Source organism: Pseudanabaena sp. FACHB-2040 (assembly GCF_014696715.1).
Taxonomy (GTDB): domain Bacteria; phylum Cyanobacteriota; class Cyanobacteriia; order Phormidesmidales; family Phormidesmidaceae; genus JACVSF01.
Genome location: NZ_JACJQO010000022.1, coordinates 358,748 through 375,210, shown reverse-complemented (window position 1 = coordinate 375,210; position 16,463 = coordinate 358,748). Strand labels below are relative to the sequence as shown.

Annotated in this window: 11 protein-coding genes; 7 read left to right on the top strand and 4 right to left on the bottom strand. The window is 54.9% G+C overall.

The genetic code is table 11. From position 1 onward, the window contains the following. The first annotated feature begins 332 nt into the window (after positions 1–332). Both H6G13_RS24680 and H6G13_RS24675 read left to right on the top strand, forming a co-directional pair. Positions 333–1,508 carry an RpoD/SigA family RNA polymerase sigma factor gene (locus H6G13_RS24680; protein ID WP_242028504.1) on the top strand — a complete coding sequence of 392 codons (1,176 nt, stop codon included), beginning with the start codon at positions 333–335 and terminating at the stop codon, positions 1,506–1,508. Positions 1,509–1,722: 214 nt separating this feature from the next. Further along, positions 1,723–2,982: a glucosyl-3-phosphoglycerate synthase gene (locus tag H6G13_RS24675; RefSeq protein WP_190487878.1), complete on the top strand. Its 1,260-nt coding sequence runs from the start codon at positions 1,723–1,725 to the stop codon at positions 2,980–2,982. 104 nt (positions 2,983–3,086) lie between these two features. Here the strand turns inward: H6G13_RS24675 and H6G13_RS24670 are convergent, their stop codons facing one another. Further along, positions 3,087–3,845 (bottom strand): hypothetical protein, encoded by a 759-nt coding sequence (locus tag H6G13_RS24670; RefSeq protein ID WP_242028503.1) that lies wholly within the window; start codon positions 3,843–3,845, stop codon positions 3,087–3,089. A 320-nt stretch (positions 3,846–4,165) separates the two neighbouring features. Here H6G13_RS24670 and ilvA point away from each other — a divergent pair, with 320 nt between their 5' ends. The 5 genes from ilvA (at position 4,166) to H6G13_RS24645 (ending at position 12,308) form a co-directional block, all read left to right on the top strand. Then, positions 4,166–5,710 (top strand): threonine ammonia-lyase, biosynthetic, encoded by a 1,545-nt coding sequence (gene ilvA, locus H6G13_RS24665; RefSeq protein WP_190487876.1) that lies wholly within the window; start codon positions 4,166–4,168, stop codon positions 5,708–5,710. A gap of 151 nt (positions 5,711–5,861) precedes the next feature. Continuing rightward, on the top strand, positions 5,862–6,446 hold the full coding sequence (locus H6G13_RS24660; protein ID WP_190487874.1) for a hypothetical protein: 585 nt from the start codon (positions 5,862–5,864) through the stop codon (positions 6,444–6,446). A gap of 113 nt (positions 6,447–6,559) precedes the next feature. After that, the gene (locus H6G13_RS24655) at positions 6,560–9,727 is read left to right on the top strand and encodes a PAS domain S-box protein (protein WP_190487872.1); all 3,168 of its coding nucleotides are present in this window, start codon (positions 6,560–6,562) and stop codon (positions 9,725–9,727) included. A gap of 138 nt (positions 9,728–9,865) precedes the next feature. After that, positions 9,866–11,170 (top strand): exonuclease subunit SbcD, encoded by a 1,305-nt coding sequence (sbcD, locus tag H6G13_RS24650; RefSeq protein ID WP_190487870.1) that lies wholly within the window; start codon positions 9,866–9,868, stop codon positions 11,168–11,170. 43 nt (positions 11,171–11,213) lie between these two features. After that, entirely contained in the window at positions 11,214–12,308 is a 1,095-nt protein-coding gene (locus H6G13_RS24645; protein WP_190487869.1) for a tetratricopeptide repeat protein, read from the top strand. A 60-nt stretch (positions 12,309–12,368) separates the two neighbouring features. Here the strand turns inward: H6G13_RS24645 and H6G13_RS24640 are convergent, their stop codons facing one another. The 3 genes from H6G13_RS24640 to rimI form a co-directional block, all read right to left on the bottom strand. Then, positions 12,369–12,809, bottom strand: a complete 441-nt coding sequence (locus tag H6G13_RS24640; protein WP_199306678.1) for a hypothetical protein — start codon at positions 12,807–12,809, stop codon at positions 12,369–12,371. 244 nt (positions 12,810–13,053) lie between these two features. Next, entirely contained in the window at positions 13,054–15,531 is a 2,478-nt protein-coding gene (locus H6G13_RS24635; protein WP_190487867.1) for an ATP-dependent Clp protease ATP-binding subunit, read from the bottom strand. 169 nt (positions 15,532–15,700) lie between these two features. Then, positions 15,701–16,339, bottom strand: a complete 639-nt coding sequence (gene rimI, locus H6G13_RS24630) for a ribosomal protein S18-alanine N-acetyltransferase (RefSeq protein WP_190487865.1) — start codon at positions 16,337–16,339, stop codon at positions 15,701–15,703. Between the last annotated feature and the right edge of the window lie 124 nt (positions 16,340–16,463).

The following is a 16,463-nucleotide window of genomic DNA, read 5'->3' as shown; positions in this document are numbered from 1 at the left end:
ATTTATCGAGGGACAACTCTAGCCACTATTTCCCTGCAGGCTATATCTTTATAGGCTGCACGTCGGCCTAAGTCGAAGTCGTTACTGACACAACCGGCTGGCCATTCCGTCTCTTAACATTTCCCTTAGATTTGCTGTAAGGTTTTAGCTTACTGTTACAGAGTGCAAGAATAACCATGAAATTTTACACTAAGCAAGAAAAGTACGAATATAGTGGGTTGCACACTCACGAAATGAATCAGAAATCACGAATTTCTCCAAGGGGGTTGCTATATTAAAGGCGATCCGTTATATGTCTTACAACTTGTTGGGTATAAGAACTCTCTATTCCTATGGCTGCTGCTTTTAACCCTGGCTCAGAAAGTCCAATTGACTGGCCCGAACTCAGTCAAGCTGAATTGTCCGTTGTTTTCTCTGAAGCGGGAACTAACTTCGCTGAGGTCGACCATGAGACCGGGCCGGAGTCAGCCCACTGGGACGAAGATAAAGAAGTTCTGGCGAAATTTTCTTCCTCCGACGATCTGGCTAATATCGGATTAACCGGCTACAGTAAAACCCTCACTGATGATGCGGTAGGGGCCTTTTTCAAGGAGATGGCCCGCTATCCTCTGCTTAACCCCAGTGAAGAAATTGAGCTGGCCCGGCAGGTGCGCTTTTTAAGTCAGGTTGATGACCTGAAAGAGAACCTTTGTAAAACGCTGTCTCGGCCCCCCAGTCGTACTGAGCTAGCGGCCGGTCTTAACCTCAGCGAAGCCCAGTTTAGCCAGAAGTTGCACCAGGGGCGCTCAGCTAAACGGCGGATGATTCGTTCCAATCTTCGGCTGGTTGTTTCAATTGCTAAGCGCTATCTAAATCGGGGTGTGCCCTTTCTCGATCTAATTCAAGAAGGAGCCCTCGGACTGAATCGGGCAACCGAGAAATTTGACCCCGATAAAGGGTATAAATTCTCTACCTATGCTTATTGGTGGATCCGTCAGGGCATTACCCGCACCATTGCCAACGATGCTCGTACTATTCGCCTACCCATTCACATTGTTGAAAAGCTCAACAAACTAAAGAAAGCCCACCGCGATCTGCGGCGAGAACTGCATCGCAATCCCACCGAACATGAACTGGCGGCAGCCCTCGATGTCACCGTTGATCAGTTGCGTAGTTTACAGCAGGTGCGACGACGCTCTCTATCGCTCAACCATCGGGTTGGGAAGGGGGAAGACACGGAGCTGATGGAGCTGCTCGAAGATAGCAATACTCAGTCTCCTGAGTCGAAAATTAGTGAGACAATGATGCGCCAGGAGATTTCCAGTGTCTTGGCAGAAGTGTTGACCGAACGGGAAAAAGATATCATCACCTTGCGCTATGGATTAGCGACGGGTGAAACCCATACTCTAGAGGAAGTCGGGGGCATGTTTAACCTGTCCCGTGAGCGGGTGCGCCAAATTCAAACCAAGGCCATGCGAAAGCTGCGTCGGCCTCAGGTTGCTGCCCGATTAAAAGGGTGGTTGAAGTAATGCTTGCAGGTCTCGTTTAATTTCCTAACAAGTAGCTGGCTGCATTTTCCTTTTGGTTAGCGCAGCAGATTAGGCGAAGACCTGATCTGCTGCGCTTTTATCTTCCTAGCGGGGGCTGGGCTCGTAGAGAGTTGGGCTGCTTAAGTAGCCATTCAGACATCTAAAAGGGGCAGCATCTCTTTATGATGAGATCGCTGTTAGGGGATACATTTGAATGGATTACAAGCAGGAGCTCATCACAACTATCCACGATCTCGGCTGTGATTTGGAGCAGCTAGAAGCTCGTTTGACCGAGCTGAGCCAGACCCAACCGACGGCAGTTTTAATTCCCTCGCTTTATGAAGAGCTAGAGCGACCTGCATTAACGCTGATCCGAGATCAATTGAGCCAGTGTGCCTTTGTCAACAACGTCGTTATTTGTCTTTACGCTGACACCTGGGAGCAGTACGTCAAAGCGGTGCAGTTTTTTGAGCCCCTGCCCCAACCCACCTTTGTCCTTTGGGAAAATGGCCCCCGGATTACGCAGATTCTTCAAGATTTGCAGGAGCGGGGACTGGATCTGCTGCAGTTTCGCGGCAAAGGTCGGGCGGTTTGGATGGGCCTGGGAGTGGCCACGCTGGATGCGGTTGCGATCGCACTTCACGACGCCGACATCACAACCTACGATCGCTCCTACCCACTGAAGCTGCTCTATCCTATCCTGGAGCGGGAGTTTGGTATTGCCTTCAGCAAAGCCTACTACGCCCGTTTGGGAGAAACGCCTCGCAGCATGCACGGGCGGGTCACACGGCTGTTTGTCACGCCCCTGGTCACGTCTTTAATGGAGCTGTTTGGCTACCGCGACTATTTGCGCTACCTAGATGCTTACCGCTACCCCCTCTCCGGTGAGTTTGCCCTGACCAGCGATCTGGCTCTAACCACCCGCATTCCGGCCAACTGGGGGCTAGAGGTGGGACTGCTGGCCGAGGTCTATCGCAATGTAGCGCTCAAGCGGGTGGCCCAGGTGGATCTGGGCCTATTTGAGCACAAGCATCAGGCCATTGGCACCGCAGTCGATCAGGGTCTGCAAAAGATGTGCCGCGACATCCTTCAGTCCATCCTGCGGACGCTGACTGAAACCGAACAGGTGGTGATTGGCCCTGACCACATTCGAGCACTGCGAGTGAAATATCGTCGAGAGGCCCAAAACCTGGCGCGCCAGTTTTTTGTCGATGCCCGGTTTAACAACCTGGTCTACGACCGGCATGCTGAGGAGGTCACTCTAGAGTGCTTTGAGCGGGTAATTCTGCACTCTGGGGAGCAGTATCTAAACGATCCCACCGGCACCCAGATCCCCGACTGGACACGTGCTCTGGCAGTTATTCCAAACCTACGTGAGCAGATCCAGGATGCGGCGATTTCTGATATGGCCGATGCTCGTGCCGCTTTGGCAGGGCACTCCCAGCCTGCCACGGTAACGCTGAGCCTGAGCTGAGAGAGCTGGGGGCTAGTTTAGAGGAGAGATAAGAGGAAGAAGAGAGGAGAAAGGAGGAGAGGGGAGGGAGAAGACCCTCCTCCGCTCCTTCGATAGGAGCCTGATTATGAGGCAGTTTCCATGCGGTTTTTGCTCCGCAGCGTGACGTTGACGCCATCGCTGGACTGCTCGATCACCAGCAGCGGAGTAGGTTTTGCTTTCTGGTCCCAATGCATATAGGCGATGCGGCCTTGAATGGTGGGCTGCCAGTTCTGGTTTTCACCTTCTGGACTGAGGAAGGTTTCAATGCACTCAATTAGCTGGCTAATTGTGGCCGAGGTGGCTTGGGTTGGCAGTTTCGCGAGGCGGATCTGAATGCGATACAAAACTCGCTTTTTAGCGCCCGGTTCGTCGTTTAGGGCGTATTCTACATCAAAGATCTCATCGACAGCGCGAGGTTTGCTGGCAACACCAATTAAGCCGGCCTCTGCCTGGTTGGGGCGCAGCGCCACGCTAATCTTTTGTTTAACCTTAATCTTGACCTGGTTAACGATAGAGAAGTGAAACAGCTCTTCCTCCATGCGCATCCGCAGGTAGTCCAGGTTAAACTCCCGCGAGTGGATTAGGTCAGGGTTTTTCTCCATCTTGGTGATGGTTTTGAGTGCCCTTTGAACCTTCTTTTGCAGTTCTTGGTTTTTATATTCTTCGAACTTTAGTCGCTTTTGAATACGGGTCTGTTGGAAATGAGAATAGGCTCCCAGCCCCAGAAGCAGCATGGTCAGCAGCCCGGATGACATCATCCAGGGATTTTCCAGTCCAACGCGGGCTGCGGGAGTGGGTGCTTGTGCGATCGTAGGTTGAACGAGAACGTTCGAAGTAAACATAGCCGTTGGGAATAGCACAAATCTTATAGGCATAGAATTCCCCTTCCCCTATAAATTCCATCAGGGTCAGCTGCAGAAACGGCTGAACCGCTTGACAAATGTTTTGTAGATTGCTCTGTTGTGAAGATCACGGTGGAGTTCATACGTCTGCAAATAAAGGGGAATTGCAATGCCGTTAAATAGAGTTCTCTGCTGATCAATTCCGTGTTCCGGAAGGAGTTTACAAATAGTTAATGTTTACCCTTTCGGCAAATCTACCTACACCTTTAATGGCAGACGCAGTTGACTGACCTCTACTCAGATCTAAGTGCCGTAGAATTATGGTTTATGCGGCCATTGCACCCTCCTCGCCCATGCACTGCGACTACCTGGAAAGAATTCTCACGGCCCGAGTTTATGATGTGGCTCAAGAAACGCCACTAGACCTGGCTCCTAATCTGTCTGCCCGGCTCAACAACAGGCTATTGCTGAAGCGAGAGGACATGCAGTCTGTCTTCTCCTTCAAGCTGCGGGGAGCCTACAACAAAATGGCCCAGCTCCCACCTGATCTATTGGCTCTAGGCGTGATTGCCTCTTCTGCAGGCAACCATGCCCAGGGCGTTGCTCTGGGGGCACGTCAGCTCGGTACTCGCGCCATCATTGTCATGCCTACGACCACGCCCCAGGTCAAGGTCGATGCCGTTCGGGCTCTGGGGGGTGAGGTGGTGCTGCACGGTGAAGCTTACGACGATGCCTACCTCCACGCCCGTGAACTCGAAGCTGAAAAAGGGCTCACCTTTATCCACCCCTTTGACGATCCTGACGTGATTGCTGGACAGGGCACGATCGGCATGGAGATTTTGCGCCAGTGCCAGCCGCCCATTCACGCCATTTTTGTGGCCATTGGCGGCGGCGGCCTAATCTCGGGCATCGCTGCTTACGTGAAGCGGCTGCGGCCTGAGATCAAAATTATTGGGGTAGAGCCAATCGAGGCCGATGCCATGTCCCGTTCTCTCAAAGCCGGTGAGCGCGTGCGGCTGGATCATGTAGGGTTGTTTGCGGATGGGGTGGCAGTGCGTCAGGTGGGCGAAGAAACTTTCCGGCTGTGCCAGCAGTACGTAGACGACGTCATTCTGGTGGGGACAGACGACATCTGTGCGGCGATCAAAGACGTCTTTGAAGATACCCGCTCGATTCTAGAACCGGCAGGCGCACTGGCCATCGCCGGGGCCAAAGCCTACGTAGAGCGAGAAAACATTCAGGATCAAACCCTAGTCGCCGTGGCCTGCGGGGCCAACATGAATTTCGATCGGCTGCGGTTTGTCGCCGAGCGGGCTGAGCTAGGAGAGCGGCGAGAAGCCATCTTTGCAGTGACGATTCCTGAGGAGCCGGGCAGCCTCAAGAAATTCTGTGAGTGCATTGGCAAACGCAACCTGACTGAGTTTAACTACCGCATTGCAGACGAAAAAGAGGCGCATATCTTTGTTGGGCTACAGATTCAGGACCGCGAAGATGCCCTAAGAACTGCCCAAAACTTTGAATCTAACGGCTTTCGCACCTTAGATTTAACCGATGATGAGTTGACCAAGCTGCACCTGCGGCATCTGGTTGGCGGTAAGTCTCCGCTGGCCCACGACGAGCTGCTCTATCGCTTTGAGTTCCCAGAGCGGCCCGGTGCCCTGATGAAATTTGTTAACTCTATGAGCCCGGACTGGAACATCAGTCTGTTTCATTACCGCAACAATGGCTCTGATCATGGGCGCATTGTAACCGGCATTCAGGTGCCGCCCCATGAAATGGCTGAGTGGCAGGCATTTTTAGATACTCTAGGTTATCCCTACTGGGATGAGAACAAGAATCCTGCCTATAGACTTTTCTTGGGCTAGTCCTGGTGCATGGGTGATAAGTAGGGGGTGGATGGGTGACTGATGGGGTGAGCTTTGTATCATCCTTATTGCAAGCCATGACAATTTCGGTTTGACGTGGCATTAATTTAAGGGGCGTTCACGGAATGCGGCAGGGGCCGCCACAGGGATAATGATGCAAAAGACTTTCTGGCTGGGACTTTGCCTGAGTTTGGCTGCTTGGGGGGTAGGACAGCCTGGATATGCGTTGCCGGGTGAGCTGGTGCGCTCTGTAGAGGAGTGGATTCAGGCTAATCCGACACTGCGGCCAGGCCCAGGGGAACGGCTGCGGGTTAACCGCGTTGATACTCCGGCGCAGCGGTTTGGTTTTCAGGCTTCGATCTTTCCGGTCAGTGGGGTAGCTCCTGGGGTAAGCGGCAATATCATTCGCACTGAGCGGTTTAGCCTGTTTGATCTGATCAATGGTCTTGATGGCAATCGCATGGAAGAGTCTCTGCGGGCGATTTATGGAACAGAGATCTATGCCGATTACCGTCGAGCGCTGCCCGTTTACAGCTATCCCGATGCCGATGGGGCTCCACTAGAAAACCCTAACCTGCGGCAGCAGGGGGAGGTGCGCCAAGGCGATCGCTATGCTTACTGGCTAGAACTCGATTCGGATCAGGCGGGGGTCACTTACTCTGGGCAGATGGCCATTTTCCTGAAGGAAGATTTGCCGCTTTTGCTAGAGCAACTGGGCGGCCAGACAGCACCCTAGTCCTGCTAGCCTAAGCGATAGGGGCGAGCCGAGTTTGGGCATTCTGTGGAGTAAAGGACTAGCTACAGAGGTCTTTTTCTACCTGATTTTCTTCAACTGGTTTTCTCCAACTGATGCTGTTGCCATCTATTTTGGCTGAGGTTCTGATCGAGCAGATCCGGGCCCGTGGACTCCAATGTGTGTCTTGCCGGAGTTCGATTGCGATCGCACTCCAGACCCTGCTATCTGCTCCGGCCAACCCGTTGGGGGTGCTACAAGATGATCAGGTGCTGGGGGTAGTCACTAGCCAGGCCATTGTGCAGGCTCTGGCGAGCGGTGCAGTAGATCGCCAGAGTTCCGTGGCTAATATTTACCAGCCGGTGGCCCCAATTACCTTAGAGCAGCTGGCTGATCTGTCGGCTCTGCTGCGGCAGCGAGATCTGTTGCGGCAGTGTCCGCTGCCGGTGATCGATGACCAGGGCCAAGCCATCGGGCTGTTGCTGGCAGACGATCTACGGCAGCTTTTCTCCCCAGAGACCTTGCTTGGCCGGGTGCGGGTGCGAGATGTCAGCCTGTCGCCGGGTCTGGAAGTGTCGCCCGAAACGTCTGTTCAAGCCCTGGCTCAAAAAATGGGTTTACCGAGGGTGGTGGTTTCTACGGCCAGCCGCGCTCCCCTGGGCTGGGTGACCCCAGCGGATGTGTTGCGAGTGATGACCGCTCAGCCAGGCTGGGAGCAGATGACCGCAGCGGATCTGCTCACGCCCCTACCCGGAACGCTAGCGCTAGACGATTCGCTGCAGGTGGCTTGCGATCGCATGGCGTCTGCTCCTTTCATGGTCGTGATCACAGCCCAGGGGCAGTTCTGTGGGGTGCTGTTGCGATCGCAGGTTCAGACCCTTTGGGATCCCCATGAGTATCTTCAAAGCCGCTACAGCCTAGAGCAGACAGTTCTGGAGCAAACGCTAGAGCTGTGCCAGCTGAGCTACCACCAGAGGCAGCTGCGGCAGACTTTGGCCCGCAGCGAGTCGCGCTACCAGGCCATTGTGGAAAATGCGCCGGTTGGCATCAACCAGGCCGACACCAGTGGCCAGTTTATTCAGGTCAATCGTCAGTTCTGCGAACTGCTGGGGTACACGGAAGCTGAACTGCTTGAGAAGCGCCATCAGGAGGTCACCCACCCGGATGATCTAGGCAAGTACACTCAAGACATCCGGCGGATGGCTACCGGCGAAGCCCCTTTCTTAGTCCTAGAGAAGCGGTATTTGCACAAAGATGGCACGCCTGTCTGGGTTCAGGTAACGCTGTCTTGCCTGAGGGAGCTAGACGGATCGATTGCCTCTGATCTGGCAATTGTTGAAGACATTCGCGAGCGCAAGCAGGCTGAGGCCGAACGCCAACGCATTGAGGTTGAACGACAGCAGGCAGCAACTCAGCAACGTCTGTATCTACAGGAGCTAGCTACCTGGCGACGCCGCTACGAGATGGGGGGTCAGGCCAGTGGTCAGGTGCTGTTTGAATTTGACATTGTGGCCAATCGTGACCTCTGGGGCCCCAATACTGAGGAGATGTTTGGCTACCGGGCAGAGGAGATGCCCCAGGGAGTGGTTGAGTTTGCGGAATTGGTTCATCCTGATGACCGGCCCGCGTTTCAAAAAGTTGTCGATAACGATGCTCATGCCAAGTCCGCTTACCGCGTTGAGTACCGGTTTCGCTGCCGCGATGGCACCTATAAGTGGGTCGAGGAACGGGGCCAGACCTTTTATAGCGAGCCCCATGAGCCGCTCTATGTGATTGGGGTAATTGTGGATGTGTGCGATCGCAAGCAGGCCGAACTGGATCTGACCCGCGCCAAAGAAGCTGCTGATGCTGCTAACCGAGCCAAGAGTGCCTTTTTGGCCAATATGAGCCATGAGCTGCGCACTCCGCTAAACATCATCCTGGGCTTTACTCAAGTGCTGCAGCAAGATCCTAACCTGACGCTCTTCTACCAAGAAACGCTCAGCACCATCTTACAAAGTGGCGACCATCTGCTGTCGTTGATCAACGACGTGCTTCACGTTGCCAAAATTGAGGCTAACCAGGTTACGCTCCACCCCCAAAAACTTCACCTGATCCCATTTCTAAGCGCTTTAGAGAAGATGCTTCAGGGACAGGCAGCTACGAAAGGGCTACAGCTACAGCTCGAGATCGCGCCTGATTTACCGGCCTGCATTGAGGTAGACCAATGCAAGCTGAGACAAATTCTGATCAACCTTTTAGGCAATGCCATTAAGTTCACCCAAAGCGGCTGGGTAAAGCTGCGCTGCTCCTGTTCGCCCCTGCCACTGACCTTCAGCTCCAACTCCCTAGACCCTAGCTGGCTGCGCTTTGAAATCGTGGATACGGGCATCGGCATAGCGGAACCTGACCTTAAAGATATCTTTGAGCCCTTCAGCCAGATCTCACATCAGCCTGCCCTCTCCGAAGGAACGGGCCTGGGTCTAACCATCAGCCGCCGCTACACCGAGCTGATGGGGGGCCATATTATGGTGCAAAGTCAGCTCGGCCAAGGCTCTGTCTTTGCACTAGAGATCCCTGTGCGCTGCCTGCCCACCCAATGGGCTCCGATGCCTACGCCCGATAGCATTGTCAAGATCCTGCGAGGGCAGGTGGTCTGCAGGACTTTAATCGTGGATGATGTGCCTACTAACCGGAAGGTGCTGGCCAAGCTGCTGAGCCCTTTACAGTGGCCCGTCAGAGAGGCCGCCAATGGCCAGGAAGCGGTTGAGATCTGGCAGCAGTGGCGGCCCGAGCTGGTCTGGATGGACCTGCGAATGCCAGTCGTGGATGGATATGAGGCGATTCGCCGTATTCGTCAGCTAGAGCAGGCTATGGCCCAGAGCAGGGAGGAACCGCTCAACCGGACCTGCATCATCGTTCTAACAGCCGGCACCCTAGAAGATGAGACGGCTCAGAGCTTGGCGGCAGGCTGCGATGATATTGTGCTCAAGCCTCTCTGCCGACAGCGGCTTTTTCAACTGCTGGGCAAGCACCTCTGTCTTAACTACCCCTACGAGCAGTCCCAGATCCATCCAGTGTCTCAAACTGCCCTGGCAGATTTGCTGCCGCAACAGCCTCCTGATTGGCTGCAGGCACTCCATTACGCCGCGCTCTGCTGTGATGATAGCCAGGTCAGGCAGCTGCTCCAGAATTTGCCCTTAGAGGGGCTAGCCATCGCCCATCTTCTGCAGCCGCTGCTTTACGAGTTTCGCTTTGACAGCATTGTGGAGCTGCTTCGCCCCTTTCTAAAGGCGGCTTCTTGACCTTTTGCCTCAGAAGGTTGGCTGCACAGGTGCCATATAGGCCAGCGGCAATTGCGATACCTAGGAAAGGCTATAAGCTGTAAGAGTGCTACGGTGAGAGCATTTCTCGGCTGTGAGGCCAGGTTTGAAGGAGGCACCATGATCCGACTGTTGCACCTGTCAGATATTCACATGGGCAGCGGGTTTTCCCACGGTCGGCTCAATCCAGAGACGGGGCTTAACACGCGCTTGGAGGATTTTGTGGCGACGCTAGGGCGCTGCATTGATCGGGCTTTGGCAGAGCCAGTGGACCTGGTGCTGTTCGGTGGTGATGCCTTTCCCGATGCGACCCCGCCGCCGCTGGTGCAGCAGGCTTTTGCTGGACAGTTTCGCCGTTTAGCTGATGCCCAGATTCCTACGGTGCTGCTGGTAGGCAACCACGATCAGCATGCCCAAGGACAGGGCGGAGCCAGCCTCTGTATCTATCGCACCTTGGGGGTGCCGGGGGTAGTGGTGGGCGATCGCCTAGAGACTCACCGAATTGAAACCCAGCGTGGCCCAGTGCAGGTGGTGACACTGCCGTGGCTGACCCGCTCGACCCTACTGACTCGCCCCGAAACCGAGGGGCTATCGATGGCTGAGGTGAACCAACTGCTGGTAGACCGGCTGCGGGTTGCCCTAGAGGGCGAAGTTCGGCGGCTTGACCCAGATTTGCCGACCATTCTCTTGGCCCATGTTATGACCGATACCGCCAGTTTTGGGGCGGAGCGGTTTTTGGCAGCAGGCCGAGGCTTTACCGTGCCGATGGCGTTGCTGACCCGCTCCTGCTTCGACTATGTGGCCTTGGGCCACGTCCACCGCCACCAGATTCTGTGTGAACAGCCCTTGACGCTCTATCCTGGCAGCATTGAGCGGGTGGACTTTAGCGAAGAGCACGAAGATAAGGGGTATGTCTTAGTGGAGCTAGCGCGGGGCGAGGTTAAGGCCGAGTTTTGCCCCCTGCCGGTGCGGCCCTTTCGCACGCTCTCGGTCGATGTGTCAGCTGCTGCCGAGCCTCAGGCTGCTCTGCTGCAGGCAATTGCCGCCAGCGAAATCGAAGCAGCGGTCGTGCGGCTCAGCTACAAAATTCGCCCTGATCAACTTGATCAGCTGGAGAGCAGTGTTCTAGACGTGGCGCTGCAGGCGGCCCATACCTACACTCTGCATCCGGAGCTGGTGAGTCAGCTATCGAGGCCGAGGCTCCCTGCTCTAGGAACTGAGAACACCTTGGAACCCATGTCTGCGCTGCAGGCATATCTTGGGACACGGGAAGACTTGGCTGAGATCGCCCCTGCTCTAGTAGAGGCAGCCCAAGGGCTTTTGTCGGCCGACCCGGACGATCTTTGGGAGATGGACACAGAGGTGGAGACGGTACCCTCTGCTCCAGACTCGGTGGACGACTCTCGGCAGTTACGGCTGCTCTAAGGCTTTAAAAAGGGCAGCATCATACCCTGTTTATATTCACACCATGTTTGATCTGGTTATTACAGCGTTAGAAGAACGAAACTTTTCCAAGGCGGGGCGGCTACTGCAGGCATGGAAACAGGAAAAGCCGCGCGATCCTTGGCTAAAGCTAGCGCTGGCCCGCTACTGGGAAGCAACTGGTGATCTGCAACGGGCAGAACCAGCCTACTTACAGCTGCTGCAAAAGGTAACAAACGCTAAGCTGATGACCCAAGCTCGCCAGGGTATCCAACGGGTGCAGAATGAACAGTCTCGCCGGCGGGAGCACCTGCTAGAGCAGGCCCGCACTCAGCCTGGTGCAGAAGCCTCGGCTCTACTGGTGTTGGAGCCGGCTCACGGCCTCGCCCGGGAGGCTGCCATACAGGGGCTCTCTCAAGTGATGAAGGTGGATGTTTATACGGCCCGCCTGTTGCTGCCTGGGCAGTACTGGCGACTTTATCGGGTTGGCAACGCTGGAGAGTTGCAGTATTTTTGCCAGGAATTGGTGAATCGTCAGACTCCGGCTTTTTGGGCTCCTGTTCAGCCAATCCAGACGCTGCAGGTGTTTCGAGTGCAGTATGTGCAGGCGTTGCAGCCCCAGGTACAGCTGGTCTGTCAAAACGATGCTGGGCAGTTGGGCAACATTGCCTTTGATTGGGCTGAGGTGAGTCAGTGGGTCGTGGGTCAGGTGCCGATTATGGAGTCGGTGGTGGACTTAGGGCCGTGGGGCAAACTCAAGCGTAAGGAGGTGACGCAGGACTTTGCCGAGGTTGTTGACCTGCATTTGCTGCAGCGAGGCTGTGTGCTGCGGCTGTGCGATCGCACCTATAACTACCGCCAAAGCATTGCCCTGGGAGAGATCGCGAACCCGGACAGACCTGCCCCGCCGATTGCTCGCTTTGCCTGGGATAGCTTGAAACAGATTCTAGCCCAACACATCATTGGCCCCTGCTGGTCAGACTTCACGGGCTTTGGCAAATCTGCCCTGGAATATCTGAACCTGTTGCCCTCATTGCCTACCCACCTAGATCTATCTCGCAAGGCCCCGTCTCCGTGGGATGGAGCCTTTCATCTCTACAGCGGCCTCTGCTTCCTGCGAGCCTCGGCCCAGACAAAGTAATCCCTTGCACCCATTGGCGCAAGGGACGTATTGACCGATCAATGAATTTTTAGAGATTTTTTACTTGGCCGGAGCCTTGACCTGGCGAGCCAAATCCATAAACGGCGAGAGGCTAGGACCAGGACGACGACGTCCGCTGCTGCCAGAGCTCCCCAGATACTCGGTAGCAAAGTTGATTACCGCAGGCTCAGGGGCGGCGACGGGAGCCGGAGCAGGCTTGGTCTTCTCAACTTTAGGCTTGGCTGGAGCCTTCTTGGCTGCGACTGGAGCCTTTTCGGTTTTGTCAGCCTTGTTATCAGCAGTGGAACTGCCAGCAGCAGACAAGGCTTTTTCAACGGCTTTAGGAGCCGCCTCAATCGCTGCCTTGACGTTGTCGGCTGCTTCATCAAGTTCTAGGAAGTACTCCGATTTTTTGCCGATGCCAAAGACACCTGCGATCGCACCAAAGACACCGCCCAGCACCCCAAAAATTGCACCAAAGATATTCTTAATGAGACCCATGCCGCTTATTCTCCCAACCTGAATATCAACAATCAGCAATGTTTCTAATAATTATCTCAAACTGCGTTACGTTCCAGGCTCCTTAGCGGCCAGTCTGTTGATGAAAGTTAACAGAATTCTCAGATGGCGGATAGCTAGCTGAGTAGGAAGAACATTCCCAACAGCTGTGCTGAAATCGGCAAAAAATAGGGGCACCTTGTAGAGGTGCCCCTATCAACTATTCGCTTAGCGTCAGGGTGAGAACTTATTCAGCAGTTTGAGGCAGCAGTTCTCTGCGCTCACCGTACTGAACAACGACCTTACCCTCTTCGTCGACATCTACTACAGCAGTGTCACCCCCCTTGATGCGGCCAGAGAGAATCTCTTCGGCCAGGCTATCTTCCAGCAGACGCATGATGGCTCGGCGTAATGGTCGAGCTCCGTAGCTGGGGTTGTAGCCTTCCTCTACTAGGCGGTCCTTGAACCGCTCAGTGACAGTAAGGGTGATGTCTTGCTCGGTCAATCGGCGGAAGACCTCCTTCAGCAGAATGTCGGAGATTTCCTTGACCTCGTCCTTGGTGAGCTGGCGGAAGACGATAATCTCGTCAAGCCGGTTGAGGAATTCTGGGCGGAAGTACTGCTTCAGTTCCTCGTTCACCAGAGAGCGGATGCGGTTGTACTGAGACTCGGCCTGATCTTGCTCAAAGTCGAAGCCGAGGCCGCCGCCGCCTTTCTCAATCACCTTGGAGCCGATGTTGGAGGTCATAATCAGCAGGGTGTTCTTAAAGTCCACCGTGCGACCCTTAGCATCGGTCAGGCGACCGTCTTCCAGGATTTGCAGCAGCATGTTGAAGACGTCGGGGTGGGCTTTCTCGATCTCGTCAAAGAGAACCACAGTGTAAGGCCGACGACGCACAGCTTCGGTGAGCTGACCGCCCTCGTTGTAGCCGACGTAGCCCGGAGGCGAACCGATCAGCTTGGAGACCGTATGGCGCTCCATAAACTCGGACATGTCTAGCCGGATCATGGCTTCTTCAGAACCGAAGAAGTAGGCAGCTAGGGACTTAGCGAGTTCTGTCTTACCCACCCCGGTAGGACCAGAGAAGATAAAGCTCGCAATCGGTCGGTTGGGGTTCTTCAGACCCACTCTGGCCCGACGGATAGCGCGAGAAATCGCTTTAACCGCTTCATCTTGACCAATTAGGCGCTGGTGCAGGGTGTCTTCCATGTGCAGCAGCTTCTCAGATTCGGACTCAGTCAGCTTGTTGACCGGCACGCCTGTCCAGGAAGCGACAATGTGAGCGATATCCTCTTCACCGACAACCGGCGAGGTAGAATCATTGCCCTCAGCTTCGTCCGAGGTCTTCTTGTTCTGAGCAATGGAGCGGATTTCGGCCTTGATCTCCATCTCGCGATCGCGCAGTTCTCCAGCCCGATCAAAGTCCTGGGAGCGAACGGCGTTGTCCTTATCTTTGAGCACCTGGCGCAGCTCTCGATCGAGTTCCTTAGCTGCAGGGGGCAGCTGGGAGTTAATCAGGCGAACGCGAGACCCAGCCTCGTCAATTAAGTCGATGGCTTTGTCTGGCAGGAACCGGTCGGAGATGTAGCGGTCGGAGAGCCGAGCCGCGGCCTCTAGCGCTTCATCAGAGATTTTCAGCTTGTGGTGCTGCTCGTAGCGCTCGCGCAGCCCATGCAGAATCTCGATAGTCTCATCAACGCTAGGTTCGCCGACCATGACGGGCTGGAAACGGCGCTCCAGGGCAGCATCGCGCTCGATGTGCTTGCGGTACTCGTCTAGGGTCGTGGCCCCGATGCACTGCAGCTCACCTCTAGCCAGAGCGGGCTTGAGGATGTTAGCAGCGTCGATAGCGCCTTCAGCAGCACCTGCCCCAATGAGGGTATGTACTTCGTCGATCACCAAGATGACGTTTCCGGCAGAGCGGATTTCATCCATGATTTTCTTAAGACGCTCCTCAAATTCACCCCGGTACTTGGTACCTGCTACTAGCAGACCAATGTCGAGGGTGACCACGCGGCGCTCTTCGAGGATATCGGGCACATCGTTGTTAGCAATGCGCTGGGCTAGACCCTCAGCAATGGCGGTCTTACCCACCCCAGGCTCACCAATTAGCACCGGGTTGTTTTTGGTGCGGCGGCCCAAGATTTGGATGACACGCTCAATTTCTTTCTGACGGCCCACCACCGGGTCAAGCTTGCCCTCGGTTGCCATCTGGGTCAGGTTTGAACCAAACTCATCCAGCGTTGGGGTCTTGGTGCGGCCTTGGCTGCCACCAGCCGAAACCTCAGCCGTTTCACCCAACATCCGAATGACTTGAGTGCGTACCTTAGATAGGTCAACGCCCAGGTTCTCCAGCACGCGGGCCGCGACCCCCTCGCCTTCGCGGATAAGTCCTAACAGCAGGTGCTCGGTGCCGATGTAGTTGTGCCCTAGTTGGCGAGCCTCTTCGAGGGATAGCTCTAGGACACGCTTGGCGCGGGGTGTAAAGGGAATTTCAACAGCGACAAAACCTGATCCCCGACCGATAATCTTTTCGACTTCGATCCGAGCATCTTTCAGGTTGACGCCCATTGATTTAAGGACCTTGGCTGCAACGCCAGTGCCTTCCCCAATCAGCCCCAGGAGGATCTGCTCGGTGCCCACAAAATTGTGGCCCAGTCGGCGAGCCTCCTCTTGGGCCAGCATGATGACCTTAATGGCCTTTTCCGTGAAGCGTTCAAACATGACGGTAACTTATCACCTGGTGCGTGCCGAATAAGCTGATTCTAGCACAGTGATTTTTGTGAACTGTGCCCCACCAAACAGCGGAATTTTCGTAGTAAAAATCTGCTTTAACCGATCAAAAGAAAAGCCAGGATCATGCTTTGTCAAGCATCCCGAGGCGCATTAAAGATTAATTTTTGTCAAAACTATTCAAGTTCTTAATCATTCGGTTTTCCGAACAGTTCCCATCGTTACAGATCTCATCGTCAACGTGCCATCCTTGGTGGCGCAGCCGGATCACGATAGGGGCCTGCCACTGGATTAACTGCTGCAAAAAGTCTGTGTTTTGTAATCCACTACGCCACAGTAAAAGCGCATCTTCCCCATCAGAGTAGTATCGACGGCGGCAGCCCACCTGCTGAAAGCCAAACTTTTGGTATAACTTTTGGGCTGGGGTATTGCTGGCTCTCACTTCTAAGGTGGCGTGCTGTAGCTGCTGGTGGTGAGCGGCCTGCAGCAGGTGCAGCAGCAGCCACTGCCCCAACCCCTGCCCCTGATATAGGGGATCGATGCCCAAAATGGTAATGTGGGCCTCGTCGAGGATGGCCCAAAGGCAACCAATACCAATTATTGATGGCGTCGATGGCCCCGGGGAGGGTGCCGGATCTACGGTGGAGAGGACGCGAAAAAGGCTGTTGGGGCTGTCCATTTCACGGCGGTACCCGTTCTCAGACCACAGCCCGCCCAAGCAGCGCTGATCTAGGCTGACGATAGCGGGCAGATCCTCTATGGAGGGAGAATGGCAGAAGAGTGCGCCCGCTAAAACCATGGCCAAAGCCTCTGGATATACAGCCCTCAATTGTACACTGGTACATTAGGGCGATTTGCCTATCGCGGCCCGGCACTCGTTCGTTGATACATCCTCCTGCTCACCCCTGCGTATTTTTTGAAGA

Excerpts from the sequence above, each read along its gene's own strand:
- H6G13_RS24655 (WP_190487872.1), top strand. The coding sequence starts at position 6,560 with ATGCTGTTGCCATCTATTTTGGCTGAGGTTCTGATCGAGCAGATCCGG.
- H6G13_RS24645 (WP_190487869.1), top strand. The coding sequence starts at position 11,214 with ATGTTTGATCTGGTTATTACAGCGTTAGAAGAACGAAACTTTTCCAAG.
- H6G13_RS24670 (WP_242028503.1), bottom strand. The coding sequence starts at position 3,845 with ATGTTTACTTCGAACGTTCTCGTTCAACCTACGATCGCACAAGCACCC.
- sbcD (WP_190487870.1), top strand. The coding sequence starts at position 9,866 with ATGATCCGACTGTTGCACCTGTCAGATATTCACATGGGCAGCGGGTTT.
- H6G13_RS24635 (WP_190487867.1), bottom strand. The coding sequence starts at position 15,531 with ATGTTTGAACGCTTCACGGAAAAGGCCATTAAGGTCATCATGCTGGCC.
- H6G13_RS24640 (WP_199306678.1), bottom strand. The coding sequence starts at position 12,809 with ATGGGTCTCATTAAGAATATCTTTGGTGCAATTTTTGGGGTGCTGGGC.
- H6G13_RS24680 (WP_242028504.1), top strand. The coding sequence starts at position 333 with ATGGCTGCTGCTTTTAACCCTGGCTCAGAAAGTCCAATTGACTGGCCC.
- ilvA (WP_190487876.1), top strand. The coding sequence starts at position 4,166 with ATGGTTTATGCGGCCATTGCACCCTCCTCGCCCATGCACTGCGACTAC.
- rimI (WP_190487865.1), bottom strand. The coding sequence starts at position 16,339 with ATGGTTTTAGCGGGCGCACTCTTCTGCCATTCTCCCTCCATAGAGGAT.
- H6G13_RS24675 (WP_190487878.1), top strand. The coding sequence starts at position 1,723 with ATGGATTACAAGCAGGAGCTCATCACAACTATCCACGATCTCGGCTGT.
- H6G13_RS24660 (WP_190487874.1), top strand. The coding sequence starts at position 5,862 with ATGATGCAAAAGACTTTCTGGCTGGGACTTTGCCTGAGTTTGGCTGCT.